The following is a 20573-nucleotide window of genomic DNA, read 5'->3' as shown; positions in this document are numbered from 1 at the left end:
ATTTATGCCTGCATTCAGGCTTTTTCCAGCGTACACAGCAACGGATGCTCGTTCTCCCTTGCATATTTGTTCACCATCGCGACTTTGGTTTCAGCCACTTCGGCAGTGAATACGCCGCAGATAGCTTTACCTTGATAGTGAACTGCAAGCATCAGTTGCGTTGCACGTTCTACATCATAAGAAAAGAATTTTTGTAACACGTCAATAACAAACTCCATCGGAGTGTAATCATCATTGATTAATATCACTTTATACATAGATGGCGGTTTTAGCGCGTCGCGCAATTTGTCTTCCGCCAGCAGATCGAAATCCAGCCAGTCGTTCGTCTTACTCATTGTCAGTCGTCATCTTCAGTTACGGTTTCCGGCAGAAAATGTTGCCGCTGACAAGCAGCCTATGCACACAATCAATCTACCTCAAGTATTAGATAACTATCATCTATTAGTGCCATCCGCGACATCTGTCACAGAACCGACAATAGCGTTAACTGCTTCAAATTTTGATGCATTTTTACCCTATTCCATCCGTCTGACGCTTGACGCCCCGCCTGATTTCTCTAAATTGTAGTTTCGAGAGTTGGCGAGGTTTTGAACAGCCCCCACTCCGCAACCGGTTCATTCCATCTTACTTATATAAGATCTACGAAGGATGTCGAAGTATGGAAACGGGTACTGTTAAGTGGTTCAACAACGCCAAAGGGTTTGGTTTCATCTGCCCCGAAGGCGGCGGCGAAGACATTTTCGCCCATTACTCCACCATTCAGATGGATGGTTACAGAACGCTAAAAGCCGGACAGTCTGTCCAGTTTGATGTCCACCAGGGGCCAAAAGGCAATCATGCCAGTGTCATCGTGCCTGTCATTGAAGCAGAAGCCGTCGCTTAACCCTTCTGTTTCATTGTGTACATCCCGCAGTCAAAATGCCAGCCTTTGCGGCTGGCATTTTTATCTCTGTAACATTATTCCCGCGCCAACGCATCTACCGGATCAAGCCGCGCCGCATTACGCGCCGGTAACCAGCCAAACAAAATTCCGGTAGCGGTTGAGCACAGGAATGCCGTGAGCAGCGCAACGGGTGAGAAGCCAATTTCCCAGCCGGGCAGGAATAACTGTAGCGTAAAGGCGATCAGCATCGACAACGTGATGCCCAACGCGCCGCCAACCAGACATACCAGCACCGCTTCAATGAGGAACTGTTGCAGCACATCACTGGCGCGCGCGCCAACCGCCATACGAATGCCAATCTCGCGCGTTCGTTCGGTTACCGAAACCAGCATAATATTCATCACGCCGATTCCACCCACCACCAGCGAAATGACCGCCACCAGCGTCAGGAAGAGTTGTAATGTACGTGTGGTCTTTTCGGCGGTTTTCAAGACGCCGTCCATATTCCAGGTAAAGAAATCTTTCTTCCCATGGCGTAACGACAACAGACGGGTAAGTTGCTGCTCAGCCTGAGCGCTATCAAACCCGTCTTTCACTCGCACGGTGATTGAGTTCAGCCACGATTGCCCCATAATTCGCCCGGACATGGTGCTGTAAGGCAGCCAGACCCGCAGGATCTTACTACTGCCGAACATCGACTGTTTCTCCTCTGCAACGCCAATCACCGTAGCAGGCATATTTCCCACCAAAATGACCTCGCCCACCACCTTCGCTTTGTTGGGGAACAGCTGACGTCGGGTATTACTGTCAAGCACCACCACCTGCGCCCGGCCAGCCAGCTGCTCAGCGTTAAAGGTGGTGCCTTCGCTAAACGTCATGCCATAGACATTGAAATAGTCGCCGCTAACGCCGTTCGCACTGGCTGCCACGTCAATATTACCGTAGCGTAACCGCAGGTTCTTCGACACCGCAGGCGTCACCGAACTTACCCAGGGCTGTTTCTGCAGCGCGGTTAAATCGTCATATTTCAGCGCCTGTTGATACTGCGGATCGTCATCGCCGAAATCTTTGCCTGGATAGATATCAATGGTATTGGTACCGATAGCGCGAATGTCTGCCAGCACCAGCTGTTTTGCCGCATCCCCCACCACCACAATTGAAACCACCGAAGCAATACCGATGATAATCCCCAGCATGGTCAGCAGCGTACGCATCTTATTCGCAGCCATTGCCAGCCAGGCCATGGTGAGCGCTTCGCGAAAACCGCTGATAAACTGACTCCAGCCGGATACTGTTTTCACTGTCGACCCGGAGATTTCGCGTCCGCCAGAAGATTTGTGCGGCGGCGGATTACGTACGATCTCTCCGTCGCGAATTTCAATGACGCGCTCGGCCTGCGCGGCGACCTGGCTGTCGTGCGTAACGATAATTACCGTATGTCCGCGATCGCGAAGTTGATGCAAAATCGCCATCACCTCTTCGCCAGAATGGCTATCCAACGCGCCGGTGGGTTCGTCGGCAAGAATAACCTGCCCACCGTTCATCAACGCACGCGCAATACTGACCCGCTGCTGCTGACCACCGGAAAGCTGGGAAGGCTGATAGTCAACCCTGTCGCCCAGCCCCAGCCGCTGGAGTAATTCCTGCGCACGAGCCAGACGTTGCTTACGTTCAGTCCCGGCATAGACCGCTGGCACCTCAACGTTTTGCGCGGCGGTTAAATGCGACAGCAAATGATAACGCTGGAAGATAAAACCGAAATGCTCGCGTCGCAGTTGCGCTAGCGCATCGCTATCGAGGGTGGAGACATCGCGCCCGGCCACCTGATACGTGCCGCTGGTAGGTTTATCGAGACAGCCGAGAATGTTCATCAGCGTCGATTTACCCGAACCAGACGCGCCGACAATCGCCACCATTTCACCGGCCTGAATGCTCAAGGAAACGTCCTTTAACACCTCGACCTGCCCTTCGCCTGACGGGTAACTGCGGCGGATATTGCTCAGCTCAAGCAATGCCGTCATTTCGCCGCTCCTGGATTGCCCTCGCCGGTAATGACTTCATCTCCCTCTTCCAGCCCCTTCACAATCTCCACGTCGGTGTCATTGCGCGCGCCGATCACCACCTCACGCTCGCGGGTTTCGCCGTTACGCAGCAGCCTGACGTTATAGCGATTATTGCCAATAGGATCGCCCAGCGCCGATAGCGGGATGGTCAGGACATTTTTGACATCCGTGAGCTGGATATGGACCTGTGCAGTCATATCCAGACGCAGGATCCCTTTCGGGTTAGGCACTTCAAAGCGGGCATAGTAGAAAATCGCATCATTCACTTTTTCCGGCGTCGGCAGGACATCTTTCAGCGTACCTTCGTAGCGCGTCTGCGGATCGCCCAGGACGGTGAACCAGGCTTTTTGTCCGGGATGCAGGTGAATAACATCCGCCTCGGAAACCTGCGCTTTCACCAGCATTGTACTCATGTCTGCTAGCGTCAGAATGTTAGGCGCCTGCTGGGCGGCAATAACGGTTTGTCCTTGCAGGGTGGTTATTTGCGTAACCTCACCCGCCATCGGCGCCACAATGCGGGTGTAATCAAGGTTGGTCTTTGCTGTATCAAGAGAGGCTTGATTACGCTTAATCTGTGCATCAATGGTGCCGATTTGTGCCTGTTTGACCGCCATCTCGGTAGCCGCGGTATCGAGATCCTGTTGTGAAACCGCCTGGGTTTTCGCCAACTGTTGCTGACGGGAAAGCGTCACCCGCGCCAGCTTCCACTCGGCTTCAGCCTGTAAACGCTGGGCGCGTAATTCCATCAGCGTCGCTTCAACCTCTTTGATCTGGTTTTGCGCCTGTTCAGGATCGATAACGCCAAGCAGTTGATCTTTTTTTACTTTATCGCCAATCGCGACTGACAGCGTTTTTAACTGCCCACTGACCTGCGCCCCGACGTCAACTTTACGCAGCGCATCCAGTTTCCCGGTTGCCAGTACGCTTTGCTGGAGATCGCCTGGACGAACAATTAACGTTTGATACTGAGGTAAAGGCGCATTAAGCGTTCGCCATAGTGCAATTATCGCCACAATAAGGATGATGGCGAAGATAAAATAGCGTTTTTTGATTTTTCCCTTGAGCTTCATAAATGTCCCAATTTCCCCCAATACGTCCATCAGAGTGGAGTGTTAAACGTCAACGTTAAATAAATAGCCGTTGAAAAGCGCAAGAATAACAGAGTTATTGATGAATGGTTAAGATCCGCTGTGCTGAAATTAATGCCAGGGTATCAATCGGATTTATATTATGAGTCAACTAACTGAAAGCGCTTTTCTTTCCAGCAAACCCATCACCAGCCTGGGACTTTTTTACAGCCTGAGCCGCGGTCAATTACGGCCTGCACAGTGTTGGGATAAACGGAGCTTTCGGCGTAAGTTTATCTGGCGTTCATTGCTGATACCTCGCCTTACCCAGGAATGGATGACTGAACTGGCGCAGTGGCCGGAGCTTGAAGACCTGCTCGCCCGTCAACCCCGACTGCCCGTTCGTCTGCATCGTCCTTACCTTGCCGCCAACTTCGATCCCAGAATGCGATTAGATGCGGTGCGTTTTCATTATCATGTTATCCGCCATGCATTTTTACCTGGTGAATTTAACGCTTTATTAAGTCATGACGGCTTACAGTTGGCGCAAATTGCAGGCAAAGATAACGAGATATTTACCGTGACCATGATGATGTTTCCGGTACTGGATAAAGAGGGTGAAAGTACCATTCTGGTGCGAAATGGTGATGGTGACGAACTGACTAAAATGACATTTACGTTCTGCGAATATAATGGGAAAAGTACATTATTTATCGGCGGCATGCAGGGCAATTCACAACTTCCGCACGAAGCAACACAAAAAGCGACCAAATCCTGCCACGGAATATTCCCCAAACGCCTTGTTATGGAAGCCATTTGTCGTTTAGCGGAACAATTGAATATCGAAAAGGTAATGGCTGTCAGTAACGAGCAGCATATCTTTCGCAGTCCGCGTTACAACGATAAAAACAAAGTGATTCTTTCCGACTACAACGCATTTTGGGCGTCGCTTGGCGGCAAGTGCGACAGCCGCGGGTACTATCATATTCCGCGTGCGCTGGCACGAAAAAGCGAAGCGGAGATTGCCAGTAAAAAACGCGCAGAATACCGCCGTCGCTATCAGCTACTGGACAGCATCCACGCGCAGCTGTCGTCGATGTTTCGCCACTAATCCGCTCTGCCGCGTGCCAGCCAAAGCACGCGGGAAAACATTTTCCGCAACAAAGTGGGAACGGCGTCTACACCACGCCGCCCTGCTTCCATCGCCACCTCGATCGCCAGATCCGGTTTTGACGAACGATGAATCGCCTTGGAGATAATTTTGCGCATATTCATTGGCACGTTTTCCGGGATCTGCGCGACGCGATGAAAGACATCGGCGAACCCCTGACGATACATAAAGTGTTCCATATCCAGCGCGGGGAGCATGGTTAAATGATCGCGCTCCTCCTCTCTGTCGTTATTCAATAAACCGCGCACCGTGGCGGCATACTTTTTCCCCGCTTCATCGCCATCGACCAGCACGTGCCATTCAATTCCCATCCGGCGGGCAAACTTAACCAGTGGTTTGAGGCCTGACTGAGCGAATTCGATGACTTTAATGCCTTCCGCATCAAAGTGGTGTCCGCACTGGCGGGCCAGCTCGTTAATGACCCAGGTTTCCGTTTCGCCTTCCACCAGCAGCCAGCAGCGGGCAAACAGTGAAGATGCGCGATTGAAACGAATATGGAAAGCAATACGCCGACCGTCCTCCGCGCTGATCCCACCCGGCCCCAGTCGCCAGGCGGCGACGCGGGATGACTCACGCACCAGACGGACAACATGTTCCACCGGCGTGAGAGACAGCAACTCACCGGAGTTGGTGGTCGCCACCCGCTGGAGAGGAAGTAGATTCAGCAGGTGCCAGGCAACCGACAACATGATGGGATGTAAACGCGTTTCCGGGTCTTCTATCAGCAATAAAGGCCGGGCATCTTTATCCAGCCTTAACGTGCCTTTGGCCTGCAACAGCGTCGAGAACAGTCCCAACAGGATAACCCGATGCGTTCGTCCGCCAGGTTTATCAATCATGCGGTTAATGATATCCAGATAGCGCCAGCTACGTTGTTCGTTATTGGAGCGGCGACGCATCAGGCGATAGCGGGACTGACCAGAACCCTGCTCAGAAAAATAGTGCTCTAATAGCTGCACCATAGCCGACAGCCCCTGACGAATCTGCCCATCGGTCAGGTTTTGTGGTCGGGTAGCCAGTTCACGCGCCAGAAAATCCAGCTGGCGAGCGGTCACTTCAACATCCGCCGAATCCGGCACCGTACCGTTACGAATGCGCCGCATAAAACGCGCGTCGCGCAGACGCAACACAGGCATCAGACGCACGAGATGCCGCGCCAGATCGTTAATGTCGTCGAGATTGAGCGGATGGCCATCACTATCAAGAAAACTACGTAGCGTCAGGACGGTCCCATCATCCGCGCACTCGCCCTCCAGACGATAGAATATACGGTGATAGCTATCGTGGCACGGCGTCCAGCAGGCTTCCAGAGGCCGGTAGCGACGAACCCGATGACGACCCGGCTGAGATTCACGAAAGGTCAGGATAATGTGCAAATGATGTTCCCGGCCCTGTATATCCCCCGGCGGGAACCAAAAATCATCGCGGTCAAAGTGGTACAAATCAGATTCCGGCGACAGCAGCAAGGTTAAGGCATCCAGCAGACTGGACTTACCCCACGCGTTCTCCCCAATCAGCACGTTACTCTGCTCAAGCATCAACGACAGGCGGTTAATACCACGAAATCCAACAATCTCAACGCGTTCGAGAATCATATAGCCTCCGGAAATGCTAACTTTTTCCTTCAAGTTATCAGGAGTATAACGTTAACCGTGCGCTCAGGGCACCCGATATCATCAGGAGGTTAATCGCAGAAATCAAAAAAATTAAGAATATTCTTCTTATGTTTTCCTGTGATTATAATTTCTGAGCTCAATCATCATTTTTAGCTAATTGAACTATGCTTCATTCATCCAATATTCAAAAAGGAATCACGACATATTGCCTTAAATCAAATTTTTTCATCAATTTAACTGGCGAAGGGATGATGTTTTTTTCTAAAATACCCGCTCTTTCATCATCGTCCCTTTAAGCGATGAATTACCGGGCAAGGAATACGAACCCGGAACTTTTAATTGAGGTGGTTATGTTCAGGAAATTAGCAGCCGAATTCTTCGGTACGTTTTGGCTCGTCTTTGGTGGGTGCGGTAGCGCAGTACTGGCCGCAGCATTCCCGGAATTGGGAATTGGATTCACCGGTGTCGCATTGGCATTTGGTCTGACCGTATTAACTATGGCCTTTGCCGTGGGCCATATTTCAGGTGGACATTTTAACCCGGCAGTAACCTTCGGTTTATGGGCTGGCGGTCGCTTCCCGGCGAAAGACGTTATTGGATATGTTATTGCGCAGGTTGTGGGCGGTATTGTTGCAGCTGCGGCTCTGTATCTAATTGCCAGCGGTAAAGCAGGTTTTGATGCAACCGCCAGCGGTTTTGCTTCGAACGGCTTTGGTGATCATTCACCTGGCGGTTATTCCATGCTTTCTGCTGTTGTAATTGAAATTATTCTGACCGCTGGTTTCTTATTAGTGATCCACGGCGCGACCGACAAACATGCTCCGGCAGGTTTTGCCCCTATTGCAATCGGTCTGGCGTTAACACTGATCCACTTGATCAGCATTCCAGTCACTAATACCTCCGTAAACCCGGCACGTAGTACCGCAGTTGCCATTTTCCAGGGCGGCTGGGCATTGCAACAATTGTGGTTCTTCTGGGTTATGCCAATTATCGGTGGGGTTCTCGGCGGTCTTATTTACCGCACTCTGCTGGAAAAACGCGATTAATCATTAACAAAAAGGCCTGGCGAAAGTCAGGCCTTTTTTTCCTCGCTATATTTCCTTTTATTTGCAACTTTACTCCCCTCTTTGCATTGAGTAGTGTGTGCTTGCGCATTTCGTCTTACATCTCAGCAAGGATCGGGTTTTCATGTTTTCAGGGCTGTTAATCATTCTGGTTCCCCTTATTGTGGGCTACCTTATTCCACTTCGGCACATGGGCGCACTAAAACTCATCAATCGCCTGTTGAGCTGGATCGTCTACCTTATTCTCTTTTTTATGGGTATCAGCCTGGCGTTTCTGGATAATCTCGCCAGCAACCTGTTAGCCATACTTCATTATTCTGCTGTCAGCGTGACGGTTATTTTGCTGTGTAATATCGCCGCGTTGTTCTGGCTGGAGCGTTCACTGCCCTGGCGGCATAACCATCAGCAAGAGAAACTACCGTCGCGGATCGCGATGGCGTTTGAGTCGCTCCAGCTTTGTGGGGTTGTCGTGGTGGGCTTCCTGCTGGGTCTCACCGGTCTTTCCTTTTTGCAGCACGCCACCGAAGCCAGCGAATATACGTTAATCTTTTTACTGTTCCTGGTGGGGATTCAGCTTCGCAACAGCGGTATGACCCTCAAGCAAATCGTGCTGAATCGCCGGGGCATGATTGTTGCCGTCGTCGTCGTCGCCAGTTCGATGCTGGCGGGGGTTATTAATGCGTTTATCCTCGGCCTGCCGGTCAAAACCGCGATGGCGATGGCGTCAGGTTTTGGTTGGTATTCGCTGTCCGGTATTCTGTTAACCGAATCGTTCGGGCCGGTGATTGGCAGTGCCGCCTTCTTTAATGACCTGGCGCGCGAACTGATTGCCATTATGTTGATTCCCGGCATGGTGGGCCGCAGTCGCTCTACCGCGTTGGGGCTATGCGGGGCCACATCGATGGATTTCACCCTTCCGGTTTTACAACGCAGCGGTGGACTGGAAATGGTTCCGGCAGCCATCGTGCACGGTTTTATCCTGAGTCTGTTAGTCCCTCTGTTGATGGCGTTTTTCTCCGCCTGACCCTTAAACAAATACCTCTCTGGCGGTAGTCGGCTACCGCCAAAATTGCGCTAAATCAATCTCCTTGCAAGTTGTAGCAGAAATCCCTTTTATCCCTGCGCGCACAGGCATAATCTTAAACATGTATATTAAATATAACTTTAAAAGGTGTGACCATGTTTTGTGTGCAATGTGAACAAACCATCCGTACTCCGGCAGGGAACGGCTGCTCTTACGCGCAGGGTATGTGCGGTAAAACGGCTGAAACCTCCGATTTGCAGGATCTGCTGATTGCTTCCCTACAAGGTCTGTCTGCATGGGCTGTTAAAGCGCGTGAATACGGCATCATCGACCATGACGTTGATAACTTCGCACCGCGCGCGTTCTTCTCCACGCTGACCAACGTTAACTTCGACTCCCCGCGTATTGTTGGCTATGCCCGTGAAGCGATTGCCATGCGCGACGCGCTGAAAGCGCAATGTCTGAACATCGATGCGAACGCAGCGGTCGACAACCCGATGGCCGACCTGCAACTGGTCAGCGACGATCTGGGCGACCTGCAACGTCAGGCGGCTGAATTTACCCCGAACAAAGACAAAGCGGCCATCGGCGAGAACATTCTCGGCCTGCGCCTGCTGTGCCTGTACGGTCTGAAAGGTGCCGCGGCCTATATGGAACACGCGCACGTTCTCGGCCAGTACGACAACGACATCTACGCCCAGTACCACAAAATTATGGCGTGGCTGGGGACCTGGCCTGCCGATATGAACGCTCTGCTGGAGTGTTCTATGGAAATCGGCCAGATGAACTTCAAAGTGATGAGCATCCTGGACGCCGGTGAAACCACTAAATACGGTCACCCGACGCCGACCCAGGTCAACGTTAAAGCGACCGAAGGTAAATGCATCCTGATCTCCGGTCACGACCTGAAAGATCTCTACAACCTGCTGGAGCAGACCGAAGGTACCGGCGTTAACGTCTATACCCATGGCGAAATGCTGCCAGCACACGGCTACCCGGAACTGCGCAAGTTCAAACATCTGATTGGTAACTATGGCAGCGGCTGGCAGAACCAGCAGGTTGAGTTCGCTCGCTTCCCTGGCCCAATCGTGATGACCTCTAACTGCATCATCGACCCAACCGTGGGCGCCTACGACGACCGTATCTGGACCCGTAGCATCGTCGGCTGGCCGGGTGTGAGCCACCTCGAAGGCGACAACTTCGGTCCGGTCATCGCTCAGGCACAACAGATGGCTGGCTTCCCGTACAGCGAAATCCCGCACCTGATCACCGTAGGTTTCGGTCGTCAGACGCTGCTGGGCGCTGCTGATACGCTGATCGACCTGGTCAGCCGTGAAAAACTGCGTCATATCTTCCTGGTCGGCGGCTGCGACGGCGCGCGCGGCGAACGTAACTACTTCACCGACTTCGCCACCAGCGTCCCGGACGATTGCCTGATCCTGACCCTGGCGTGCGGTAAATACCGTTTCAACAAACTGGAGTTCGGCGATATCGAAGGCCTGCCGCGTCTGGTCGATGCCGGTCAGTGTAACGATGCTTACTCTGCCATCATCCTGGCGGTCACTCTGGCAGAGAAGCTGGGCTGCGGCGTCAACGACCTGCCGCTGTCTCTGGTGCTCTCCTGGTTCGAACAGAAAGCGATTGTGATTCTGCTGACCCTGCTGTCGCTGGGCGTGAAAAACATCGTCACTGGCCCAACAGCGCCTGGTTTCTTCACGCCGGATCTGCTGGCTGTGCTCAACGAGAAATTCGGCCTGCGTTCCGTCACCACCGTTGAAGAAGACATGAAGCAGTTGCTGAGCGCGTAAGGAGTAAAGAATGACAATGCCAACTCATCAGTGCCCATGGCGGATGCAGGTGCATCACATCCATCAGGAAACGCCGGATGTATGGACGATTTCGTTGCTGTGCCACGACTATTATCCGTACCGCGCCGGGCAGTATGCACTGGTTAGCGTACGTAACTCAGCCCAGACGCTGCGTGCTTACACCATTTCATCTACCCCGGGGGTAAGCGAGTACATTACGCTGACCGTTCGCCGGATTGACGATGGCGCAGGTTCACAGTGGCTGACCCGTGACGTGAAGCGCGGCGACTATATCTGGCTGTCCGATGCCATGGGTGAATTTACCTGTGAAGATAAGGCGGAAGATAAGTTCCTGATGCTGGCTGCCGGTTGCGGCGTGACGCCAATCATGTCAATGCGTCGCTGGTTGGCAAAGTACCGCCCACAGGCCGATGTGCAGGTGATCTTTAACGTTCGTTCACCGCAAGATGTTATTTTTGCCGACGAATGGCGTGACTATCCGGTGACGCTAGTCGCTGAAAACAATGCCACCCACGGTTTTGTTTCTGGCCGACTGACGACCGATCTGCTGAAAAGCGTGCCGGATCTGAGCTCTCGTACCGTGATGACCTGCGGCCCGGCGCCGTATATGGATCTGGTCGAGAAAGAAGTCAAAGCGCTGGGCGTGACGCGCTTTTTTAAAGAGCAGTTCTTCACGCCAGTTGCCGAGGCCGCCACCAGCGGTCTGAAGTTCACCAAGCTGCAACCGGCGAAAGAGTTTTACGCGCCGGTGGGCAGTACGCTGCTGGACGCGCTGGAAAGCAATAAAGTGCCGGTCGTTGCCGCATGTCGTGCGGGCGTTTGCGGCTGCTGCAAAACCAAAGTGGTTGACGGTAACTACACGGTCAGCAGCACCATGACGCTGACGGATGCAGAAATAGCCGAAGGCTATGTACTGGCCTGCTCCTGTCATCCGCAGAGCGATTTAGTACTCGCTTAATCTGTAAAATACTCCTTCGTAGCTGCTCCAGGCCGGATAACGCGTTTACGCCATATCCGGCCTTTTTTACCGCCAGGCCGAATTTCCTGCCACCGAGAAACGCCCCGCCCCTAAAAACGCGACAGCCAATGCCCCGATAAAGAAGTACACCAGACTCTCGATCGCCCATGCGCCGGTTTTGTCCAGTGACCAGGTTTCGCCCATCCCGACCATCAGCCACGCCACCACCATCGTAAACGCCAGCCCCAATGCCGCCGGACGGGTCAGGATCCCCAGAATAATCAGGCAAGGCGCAACGACCTCCCCCAACAAAACGCCGTAAGCAATAAAGCCCGGAAAACCTTTCGCTATCAGCATGCCACTGATGCCCTCAATACCGGAGAACAATTTATGTAAGCCATGAAACAGCATCAGCCCGCCGACAGCGATGCGTAACAGAAACTTGCCAAAGTCTTCATGAGTCAGCGTTCGGTTAACTGCATTTAATAGTTTAGTAACCATTTGAATTCATTCCTTGTTTCACCATGCCAGATATCAAACTACGCGTTATCTGCTCGAAATGTAAGCTGCCGAAAATAAGGGGGAAATGAGAAGCATAACTATCATCTTCATCTAAACTTGTAACCGGTATCACATTAAAGGAGATGGAAAACCATGAAACAAACGGTTGCCGCTTTTATTGCTAAAACCCTCGAACAAGCTGGCGTTAAACGTATTTGGGGCGTAACGGGTGATTCATTAAATGGTCTTAGTGACAGTCTTAATCGTATGGGAACGATTGACTGGATGCCGACCCGTCATGAAGAAGTTGCCGCCTTCGCCGCTGGCGCAGAGGCGCAGCTAACCGGCGAACTGGCCGTCTGTGCCGGTTCATGTGGACCAGGGAACCTGCACCTGATCAATGGGCTGTTTGATTGCCACCGCAACCATGTTCCAGTCCTGGCGATTGCCGCACATATCCCTTCCAGTGAGATCGGCAGCGGTTATTTTCAGGAGACCCACCCGCAAGAGTTGTTCCGCGAATGTAGCCACTATTGCGAGCTGGTTTCCAGCCCTGAACAGATCCCGCAGGTACTCGCCATTGCCATGCGTAAAGCCGTATTAAATCGTGGCGTCTCAGTCGTGGTATTACCCGGCGACGTCGCGCTGAAGCCCGCGCCGGAAAGCGCCAGCACGCACTGGTATCATGCGCCACTCCCGGTCGTCACCCCGGCTGAAGAAGAGATAAAAAAACTGGCGCAACTGCTGCGTTATTCCAGCAATATCGCCCTGATGTGCGGCAGCGGCTGTGCCGGTGCGCATCAAGAATTGGTTGAGTTTGCGGCAAAAATCAAAGCGCCGATTGTTCACGCCCTGCGGGGTAAAGAACACGTCGAATACGATAACCCGTATGACGTCGGTATGACCGGGCTGATTGGCTTTTCATCCGGATTCCACACCATGATGAATGCCGACACGCTGATCCTGCTCGGCACCCAGTTCCCCTATCGCCCGTTCTACCCCACCGACGCCAAAATTATTCAGATTGATATCAATCCGGCGAGCATCGGCGCGCACAGTAAAGTTGATATGGCGCTGGTGGGCGATATTAAATCCACTCTCCGCGCCCTGCTGCCGCTGGTGGAGGAAAAAACCGAGCGGAAGTTTTTGGACAAAGCGCTGGAGCACTATCGTGAGGCGCGCAAGGGTCTGGATGATTTAGCCAAACCGAGCGATAAAGCCATTCATCCGCAGTATCTGGCGCAGCAGATCAGCCATTTTGCCGCTGACGACGCGATCTTTACCTGCGATGTTGGTACCCCGACGGTTTGGGCTGCACGCTATCTGAAAATGAACGGCAAACGCCGCCTTCTCGGGTCGTTTAACCACGGGTCGATGGCTAACGCTATGCCACAGGCGCTCGGCGCCCAAGCGACCGAACCGGGACGCCAGGTCATCGCCATGTGCGGTGACGGCGGTTTTAGCATGCTGATGGGCGATTTTCTGTCGGTTGTCCAGATGAAGCTGCCGGTGAAGATTATCGTCTTCAACAACAGCGTGCTGGGATTTGTGGCGATGGAGATGAAGGCTGGCGGTTATCTGACCGACGGCACGGAGCTGCACGACACCAACTTCGCGCGGATTGCCGAAGCCTGCGGCATTACGGGCATTCGTGTGGAGAAATCCTCAGAGGTCGATGAAGCGCTGCAAAGGGCGATGTCGATTGACGGTCCGGTGCTGGTCGACGTGGTGGTGGCGAAAGAAGAGTTAGCCATCCCGCCGCAGATCAAACTCGAACAAGCAAAAGGTTTTAGCCTGTATATGTTGCGCGCAATCATCAGCGGACGCGGTGATGAAGTGATGGAACTGGCGAAAACGAACTGGCTCAGGTAAAACAGAGGGCATTACCTCACTAAAAAAGGAATGCCCGTGATTGATTTACGCAGTGATACCGTAACCCGGCCGAGTCGCGCCATGCTGGAAGAGATGATGGCCGCCCCGGTCGGGGACGACGTATACGGAGATGACCCTACCGTTAACGCTCTCCAGCAATACGCTGCAGAGCTTTCCGGCAAAGAAGCCGCTATTTTCTTACCTACCGGCACCCAGGCGAACCTGGTTGCACTGCTCAGCCACTGCCAGCGTGGTGAAGAGTATATCGCAGGCCAGGGCGCACATAACTATCTCTACGAAGCGGGAGGCGCAGCGGTGCTCGGCAGCATTCAGCCGCAGCCTATCGATGCCGCGCCGGATGGCACCTTACCGCTGGACAAAGTGGCGGCAAAAATCAAAGCGGATGATATCCATTTTGCCCGCACACGTCTGCTTAGTCTGGAAAACACTCACAACGGCAAAGTGCTGCCACGCGAGTATCTGAAAGATGCCTGGGAATTCACTCGTGAGCGCAATCTGGCCCTGCACGTTGATGGCGCGCGTATTTTTAACGCCGTCGTCGCTTACGGCTGTGAGCTGAAAGAGATCACACAATACTGCGACTCGTTCACCATTTGTCTCTCCAAAGGTCTGGGAACGCCGGTAGGCTCACTACTGGTCGGTAGTCACGACTACATTAAACGCGCCATCCGCTGGCGTAAAATGACCGGAGGCGGAATGCGTCAGGCCGGGATTCTGGCGGCGGCCGGACTGTATGCGTTGAAAAATAACGTGGCGCGTTTACAGGAAGACCATGACAACGCGGCCTGGATGGCGGAACAACTGCGCGAAGCAGGCGCAGATGTCATGCGTCACGATACCAACATGCTGTTTGTCCGCGTTGGCGAAGAACACGCTGCTGCGCTGGGCGAGTATATGAAAGCGCAAGGGGTACTGATTAACGCCTCCCCGATTGTACGCCTGGTGATGCATCTGGACGTATCGCGTGAACAACTTGCTGAAGTCGCCGCCCACTGGCGCGCTTTTTTAACTCGCTAAGGAGATAGGCGTGCCGCAACGGATTTTGGTTCTTGGCGCCAGTGGCTACATTGGTCAGCATCTGGTACAGGCGCTCAGTCAGCAAGGGCACCAGGTGCTGGCTGCGGCACGCCGGATTGAACGGCTGGAAAAACTGCAACTGGCCAACGTCAGTTGCCACAAAGTCGACTTAACCTGGCCTGATAACCTGACGCCGCTGCTGACGGATGTTGATACGGTTTATTACCTGGTCCATGGCATGGGCGAAGGCGGTGATTTTATCGCTCATGAGCGCCAGGTCGCGATGAACGTGCGTGATGCGCTACGTAGCATCCCCGTCAAACAGCTTATTTTCCTGAGCTCATTACAGGCTCCGCGACATGAACAATCCGATCATCTGCGTGCGCGGCAGATAACCGCAGACATCCTGCGCGAAGCAGGCGTGCCGATGACCGAATTACGGGCAGGCATTATCGTCGGGGCGGGTTCCGCCGCTTTTGAAGTGATGCGCGATATGGTCTACAACCTGCCGGTACTTACGCCTCCGCGCTGGGTACGTTCGCGTACCACGCCCATCGCGCTGGAAAATTTGATGTACTATCTGGTGGCGCTGTTGGACCATCCCACAAGCCATCACCGCGTACTCGAAGCCGCAGGGCCGCAGATATTAAGCTATCAGGAACAGTTCGAGCATTTCATGGCCGTCAGCGGCAAACACCGCTTGTTGATCCCTATCCCGTTTCCGACCAGTTGGATTTCGGTGTGGTTTTTGAATGTTATTACGTCGGTACCGCCCACTACGGCAAAGGCGCTGATACAAGGCTTAAAGCATGACCTGCTGGCCGATGACGCTGAGCTACGCGCGCTGATCCCACAAAAGCTGATCGCCTTTGATGACGCAGTGCGCAGCACGCTGAAAGAAGAAGAGAAGCTGGTTAACTCCAGCGACTGGGGGTATGACGCTCAGGCATTCGCCCGTTGGCGTCCCGAATATGGCTATTTTGCCAAACAGGCTGGCTTTAGCGTCGACACCTCCGCCAGTCTGAAAGCGCTGTGGCAGGTGGTGAACCGACTCGGCGGGAGAGAGGGCTATTTCTTTGGCAATTTTTTGTGGAAGACGCGCGCCGCGCTGGATCTGCTGGTCGGCCATAAGCTGGCAAAAGGGCGCCCGGAAAACCCGTTGTTGCAGGTTGGCGATGCCGTGGATAGCTGGAAAGTGATCATCGTTGAGCCAGAAAAACAGCTCACACTGCTGTTTGGCATGAAAGCGCCGGGATTAGGCCGTTTAAGCTTTACACTGGAAGATAAAGGCGATCATCGGCGCATCGATGTACGCGCCTGGTGGCATCCGCACGGCATGCCCGGTCTCTTCTACTGGTTGTTGATGATCCCGGCCCATCTGTTCATTTTCAGAGGGATGGCAAAGCGTATCGCCAAACTTGCAGAACAAATCACAGACTAATGACAAAAAGAGACTGTATTCTTTCACGTTTCCCATTGCATACAGGCGTATTTCACGGAAGAATGCGCACGATGTTTTTTAAACACAGTGGATTGATATGAAGGTACTGGTTACCGGAGCCACCAGCGGCTTGGGCCGAAATGCGGTTGAGTTTCTATGCAGCAAAGGCGTCAGCGTCAGAGCCACCGGTCGCAACGAAGCGATGGGCAAGCTGCTGGAGAAAATGGGCGCAGAATTTGTGCATGCGGATTTGACCGAACTGGTCTCTTCGCAGGCAAAGGTCATGCTCGCAGGTATCGACACGCTGTGGCACTGCTCCAGTTTTACCTCGCCGTGGGGAACGCAGGAAGCCTTCGATCTGGCCAACGTTCGTGCTACCCGCCGTCTGGGCGAATGGGCCGTTGCCTGGGGCGTACGTAACTTTATCCATATCTCCTCTCCGTCACTCTATTTTGACTATCACCATCATCGGGATATCAAAGAGGACTTCCGACCACATCGCTTCGCCAATGAATTCGCCCGCAGTAAAGCGGCTGGTGAAGATGTGATTGCGCTGCTCGCGCAGGCTAACCCGCAGACCCGCTTCACGGTATTGCGTCCACAAAGTCTGTTCGGACCTCACGATAAAGTTTTTATCCCCCGTCTGGCCCACATGATGTACCACTACGGCAGCATCCTGTTGCCGCACGGTGGAAGTGCGTTGGTGGATATGACCTATTATGAGAACGCGGTACACGCAATGTGGCTGGTAAGCCAGGAAGCTTGCGATAACCTGCCGTCAGGCCGCGCATACAACATTACTAACGGCGAGCATCGAACGCTGCGCAGTATCGTGCAGAAGCTGATCGACGAGTTGAATATTGATTGCCGAATCCGCTCGGTGCCCTACCCGATGCTGGACATGATTGCTCGCAGCATGGAGCGTCTGGGCAATAAATCGGCGAAAGAGCCAAAGCTTACGCACTACGGCGTCTCGAAGCTGAATTTTGACTTTACGCTGGATACCACCCGCGCTCAGGAAGAGTTAGGTTACCAGCCCATCGTCACGCTGGATGAAGGGATTGAGCGTACCGCGGCCTGGCTGCGCGACCACGGTAAGCTGCCGCGTTAACCCTGCCCGTATTTCTCCAGCAAGGCCTCCGCAATCGCCTGCGTTTCTGCATCCGCCACGCCGTTCCACAACGTCGGGCGGAAGTGCATCTGGAATGCCATAATCACTCGCTGCTGTTCACGCGGCGTCATTTCGGGTTTCACCTCATAACCATAGCGCGACAGCAGATCGAGTAACGATGCAGTGTCTACCGGTGTAGACGGCGCTCTCCCGTTGAGATAAAACGCCACGCGCTGAGCATCAGGCCATGCGCCGATTCCCTGTGCAGCCAGCTGTTTCCATGGAAACAATGGGCCAGGATCGTCCTTACGCTGCGGTGCGACGTCCGCATGAGCCACCACGTTTTGCGGCTTGATGTCGTAGCGAGCAATAATGTCCTTCGCCAGTGGGATCAACGCCTGAATCTGCGCTGGCTCAAACGGGGCAAAATATTTCGTTCCCGCCGATTTTTGCCAGCCGCGGTTTTCCAGCTCAATGCCAATCGAGGTATCGTTAATCCGCGTCGCGCCGCGCCAGAAGCTAATCCCGGCATGCCAGGCCAGATCGTTTTCCGGCACCAGTTGCCAGATACGCGGCTTGCCGTGATAAAGCGGCGGCACAGCCGGGATCAGATAGTGCGAACTGACGTTTTTATCGGTCAGCGTAGCCAGAGAAGCGTCAAAATCATCAGCCGTGTAATGGATAACCAGCACTTTGATGCGCGGATAAGCGGCCTGCGCCTGACGGCGGGTATCTAACTGATATCCGTCTTTATCGACAATCCCTTTTTGGCCAGCGCAGCCCGCCAGCAGCAGCGTCAATGCCAGCAGCCACAACAGACGCTTCATCGGCGAGTTTTCACCGCAGTACCGCTGACGCTCACCATCAACATGCTGCCATCTTTACCCACGGTTTCGTAATCAATGTCGATACCGACGACCGCATCAGCACCCAGCGCTTTCGCCTGTTCACCCAGCTCCTGAAAAGCAATTTCGCGCGCTTTACGCAACTCTTTTTCATACGCGCCGGAGCGGCCGCCGACAATATCGCGAATGCCGGCGAAGAAATCGCGGAAGATATTCGCGCCTAAAATGGCTTCACCCGTCACCACACCGCAGTATTCCACGATGCTCTGCCCTTCAAGCGTAGGGGTAGTTGAAAACTGCATGGTTAATCTCCTTTTTGTGCTAACAACGCTGCCTTAACAACGTTTTCAAACCAATATACTATGACACTCAAAGGAGAACCCGCCAAATAAAACTGCTATCCGTGTCGATGTGTAGCGGTTTCAGGTGGCGCGTTTTATTTATTTTTATTTGACCGGCATTCCGCCAGAAATAAAAAAGGCCCCTGATACTGGGGGCCTGAAGTTATTATTTTCTGAAATCTAATGGTGTCTGACCGGACTGAATGTACATTGCGACGTTATCGAATGTAATCATTTTAGATTTACAAAAAATACATTTTGCCCCGAATGGATTTCCTTCAGTAACATCAAAGGTTGATGTTCTGTATTGGGAACCATGGCAACATGGGCAGCGAAAGTGAATATGATTAGTCATAATAGTTACCTTACAGCGCCACAACATTAACTGCGGATGGACCTTTAGGCCCCTGCTCCACACCGAATTCAACTTTCTGGTTTTCATTCAGCGTCTTGAAATCATTACCTTGAATCGCTGAAAAATGGACAAAGACATCTTTGCTGCCATCTGCAGGCGTGATGAAGCCAAAACCTTTTTCAGGATTGAACCATTTAACTAAACCAGTCATTTTAGTAGACATATATTTTATTCCTTAATTTGAGCCTTTCGGCAAGCATGGTTTTTATGACAGAAACTTCGTAGTGCTTAATGAAGAGACTCAAAGAGGGGATAAATGGATTACACCTGAAAATGAGAACTGCTTGAGTAAACTACTTTTTATATCGTCTGTTATTCAAACCGACCAGATCATTAACGCACGGGCACTGAGATTAAGCAACTCTTATTTTAGCCGTCCGGAGTCCCTTATAGCCAACAACGCGGCACGAGTTTTGTTTGCCCAGGCGCAAAGCGCGGCAAATGGAACATGCAAATGCTCAGATGGTCTATACAGTATAAGAAGCATGAATGGCCGCCAACGCCCCGTTGCAGGTTGATATACTGAAGCTGAAGCTGGCAACGAGCGCCACCAACCTGCTTCATGTGGGGTGCCCGCGAATTTGCTTTAGCAAAAACAATGTGTTAATCGATCATACAATCTTTAACGAGACAGAATTGTTCATCATAGAACACCATTAGTAGGAAGCTTATAAGGAAATCATTATGCGCTACTCGAAACTCTCTCTGCTGGTTCCATGTGCACTACTTCTCAGCGCCTGTACTACCGTGACTCCGGCCTATAAAGATAACGGCACGCGGAGCGGTGCATGCGTAGAAGGCGGGCCAGACAGCGTGGCTCAACAATTCTATGATTACCGTATTCAGCATCGAAACAATGACATTACCCCCCTTCGTCCATACCTCAGCGACAATCTGGCTAAACTGCTGACCGATGCCAGCCGTGATAACGCGCATCGCGATCTGTTTAACAGCGATCCGTTCTCCAGCCGCTCTACGTTACCGGATAGCGCCAGCGTCGCCAGCGCATCGACTATTCCGAATAGTGATGCACGCAACATTCCGCTGCGCGTAGAGCTGAAACAGGGTGACCAAAGCTGGCGTGACGAAGTGCTGATGATCCGCGAAGGCCAGTGCTGGGTAGTAGACGACGTCCGCTATCTGGGCGGCAGCGTACACGCGCCAGCCGGGACGCTGCGCCAGTCTGTGGAAAACCGCTAGTCGCCCCCATTCACCCGCCTGTTTCATAAACCCCATAAATTGTCTGGCATTCTGCATAGAATGCCGACAATTATTCTTGCCCGCTGGTGGCCCCGCTATTTTGTGCTATGTTTAGATAAGAATGCGGTTTGCAT

The 20573-nt window shown here is 52.9% G+C and carries 20 protein-coding genes; 11 read left to right on the top strand and 9 right to left on the bottom strand.

Annotation, left to right across the window (positions count from 1 at the left end):
- Positions 1 to 14 precede the first annotated feature (14 nt).
- Positions 15 to 335: an ATP-dependent Clp protease adapter ClpS gene (gene clpS / locus ICA20_RS09110; protein ID WP_006683877.1), complete on the bottom strand. Its 321-nt coding sequence runs from the start codon at positions 333 to 335 to the stop codon at positions 15 to 17.
- A 323-nt stretch (positions 336 to 658) separates the two neighbouring features.
- Between clpS and cspD the strand changes: the two genes are divergently transcribed.
- Positions 659 to 883 (top strand): cold shock-like protein CspD, encoded by a 225-nt coding sequence (gene cspD / locus ICA20_RS09105; protein ID WP_003036813.1) that lies wholly within the window; start codon positions 659 to 661, stop codon positions 881 to 883.
- A gap of 74 nt (positions 884 to 957) precedes the next feature.
- On the opposite strand, the gene macB is transcribed toward cspD, so the two are convergent.
- Positions 958 to 2904, bottom strand: a complete 1947-nt coding sequence (gene macB / locus ICA20_RS09100; RefSeq protein WP_038641842.1) for a macrolide ABC transporter ATP-binding protein/permease MacB — start codon at positions 2902 to 2904, stop codon at positions 958 to 960.
- Entirely contained in the window at positions 2901 to 4016 is a 1116-nt protein-coding gene (gene macA / locus ICA20_RS09095; protein ID WP_038641845.1) for a macrolide transporter subunit MacA, read from the bottom strand. Before macA ends, macB begins: the two co-directional genes overlap by 4 nt.
- 160 nt (positions 4017 to 4176) lie before the next feature.
- Here macA and ICA20_RS09090 point away from each other — a divergent pair, with 160 nt between their 5' ends.
- Positions 4177 to 5124 carry a VirK/YbjX family protein gene (locus tag ICA20_RS09090; RefSeq protein WP_038641846.1) on the top strand — a complete coding sequence of 316 codons (948 nt, stop codon included), beginning with the start codon at positions 4177 to 4179 and terminating at the stop codon, positions 5122 to 5124.
- Here ICA20_RS09090 and ICA20_RS09085 read toward each other — a convergent pair.
- A complete protein-coding gene (locus tag ICA20_RS09085; RefSeq protein WP_038641848.1) occupies positions 5121 to 6779 on the bottom strand; it encodes an ATP-dependent endonuclease in 1659 nt (552 codons plus the stop codon). The genes ICA20_RS09090 and ICA20_RS09085 overlap by 4 nt on opposite strands.
- Positions 6780 to 7150: 371 nt before the next feature.
- On the opposite strand from ICA20_RS09085, the gene aqpZ reads away from it, so the two are divergent.
- The 4 genes from aqpZ (at position 7151) to hcr (ending at position 11675) form a co-directional block, all read left to right on the top strand.
- Positions 7151 to 7846 carry an aquaporin Z gene (gene aqpZ / locus ICA20_RS09080; RefSeq protein WP_038641851.1) on the top strand — a complete coding sequence of 232 codons (696 nt, stop codon included), beginning with the start codon at positions 7151 to 7153 and terminating at the stop codon, positions 7844 to 7846.
- Between the two features lie 142 nt (positions 7847 to 7988).
- Positions 7989 to 8888: a lysine exporter LysO family protein gene (locus ICA20_RS09075; RefSeq protein WP_038641854.1), complete on the top strand. Its 900-nt coding sequence runs from the start codon at positions 7989 to 7991 to the stop codon at positions 8886 to 8888.
- A 155-nt stretch (positions 8889 to 9043) separates the two neighbouring features.
- Positions 9044 to 10696, top strand: coding sequence for a hydroxylamine reductase (gene hcp / locus ICA20_RS09070; protein WP_038641856.1), 1653 nt, complete (start codon positions 9044 to 9046; stop codon positions 10694 to 10696).
- A gap of 10 nt (positions 10697 to 10706) precedes the next feature.
- Positions 10707 to 11675, top strand: a complete 969-nt coding sequence (gene hcr / locus ICA20_RS09065; RefSeq protein ID WP_038641860.1) for an NADH oxidoreductase — start codon at positions 10707 to 10709, stop codon at positions 11673 to 11675.
- 66 nt (positions 11676 to 11741) lie between these two features.
- Here the strand turns inward: hcr and ICA20_RS09060 are convergent, their stop codons facing one another.
- Positions 11742 to 12176 (bottom strand): DoxX family protein, encoded by a 435-nt coding sequence (locus tag ICA20_RS09060; protein ID WP_038641863.1) that lies wholly within the window; start codon positions 12174 to 12176, stop codon positions 11742 to 11744.
- 153 nt (positions 12177 to 12329) lie between these two features.
- On the opposite strand from ICA20_RS09060, the gene poxB reads away from it, so the two are divergent.
- The 4 genes from poxB to ICA20_RS09040 all read left to right on the top strand — a co-directional run bounded on the left by poxB (position 12330) and on the right by ICA20_RS09040 (position 17638).
- On the top strand, positions 12330 to 14048 hold the full coding sequence (poxB, locus tag ICA20_RS09055; protein WP_038641866.1) for a ubiquinone-dependent pyruvate dehydrogenase: 1719 nt from the start codon (positions 12330 to 12332) through the stop codon (positions 14046 to 14048).
- A gap of 36 nt (positions 14049 to 14084) precedes the next feature.
- Positions 14085 to 15086 (top strand): low-specificity L-threonine aldolase, encoded by a 1002-nt coding sequence (ltaE, locus tag ICA20_RS09050; RefSeq protein WP_038641868.1) that lies wholly within the window; start codon positions 14085 to 14087, stop codon positions 15084 to 15086.
- Positions 15087 to 15096: 10 nt separating this feature from the next.
- Positions 15097 to 16527 carry an SDR family oxidoreductase gene (locus tag ICA20_RS09045; protein WP_038641871.1) on the top strand — a complete coding sequence of 477 codons (1431 nt, stop codon included), beginning with the start codon at positions 15097 to 15099 and terminating at the stop codon, positions 16525 to 16527.
- A gap of 97 nt (positions 16528 to 16624) precedes the next feature.
- On the top strand, positions 16625 to 17638 hold the full coding sequence (locus ICA20_RS09040; protein WP_038641874.1) for an NAD(P)-dependent oxidoreductase: 1014 nt from the start codon (positions 16625 to 16627) through the stop codon (positions 17636 to 17638).
- On the opposite strand, the gene ICA20_RS09035 is transcribed toward ICA20_RS09040, so the two are convergent.
- The 4 genes from ICA20_RS09035 to ICA20_RS09020 form a co-directional block, all read right to left on the bottom strand.
- Positions 17635 to 18465 (bottom strand): N-acetylmuramoyl-L-alanine amidase, encoded by an 831-nt coding sequence (locus ICA20_RS09035; RefSeq protein WP_038641877.1) that lies wholly within the window; start codon positions 18463 to 18465, stop codon positions 17635 to 17637. The genes ICA20_RS09040 and ICA20_RS09035 overlap by 4 nt on opposite strands.
- On the bottom strand, positions 18462 to 18785 hold the full coding sequence (locus ICA20_RS09030) for a heavy metal-binding domain-containing protein (RefSeq protein WP_001160725.1): 324 nt from the start codon (positions 18783 to 18785) through the stop codon (positions 18462 to 18464). Before ICA20_RS09030 ends, ICA20_RS09035 begins: the two co-directional genes overlap by 4 nt.
- Positions 18786 to 18990: 205 nt before the next feature.
- Positions 18991 to 19179: a cold-shock protein gene (locus ICA20_RS09025; protein WP_071888153.1), complete on the bottom strand. Its 189-nt coding sequence runs from the start codon at positions 19177 to 19179 to the stop codon at positions 18991 to 18993.
- 10 nt (positions 19180 to 19189) lie between these two features.
- Entirely contained in the window at positions 19190 to 19402 is a 213-nt protein-coding gene (locus ICA20_RS09020; protein WP_038641884.1) for a cold-shock protein, read from the bottom strand.
- Between the two features lie 521 nt (positions 19403 to 19923).
- On the opposite strand from ICA20_RS09020, the gene ICA20_RS09015 reads away from it, so the two are divergent.
- On the top strand, positions 19924 to 20439 hold the full coding sequence (locus tag ICA20_RS09015; protein ID WP_038641886.1) for a lipoprotein: 516 nt from the start codon (positions 19924 to 19926) through the stop codon (positions 20437 to 20439).
- The last annotated feature ends 134 nt before the right edge of the window (positions 20440 to 20573 follow it).

It is taken from the genome of Citrobacter sp. C5_2 (genome assembly GCF_014596845.2).
Lineage (GTDB): Bacteria > Pseudomonadota > Gammaproteobacteria > Enterobacterales > Enterobacteriaceae > Citrobacter > Citrobacter werkmanii.
This window is presented reverse-complemented; position numbering and strand designations above follow the sequence as displayed.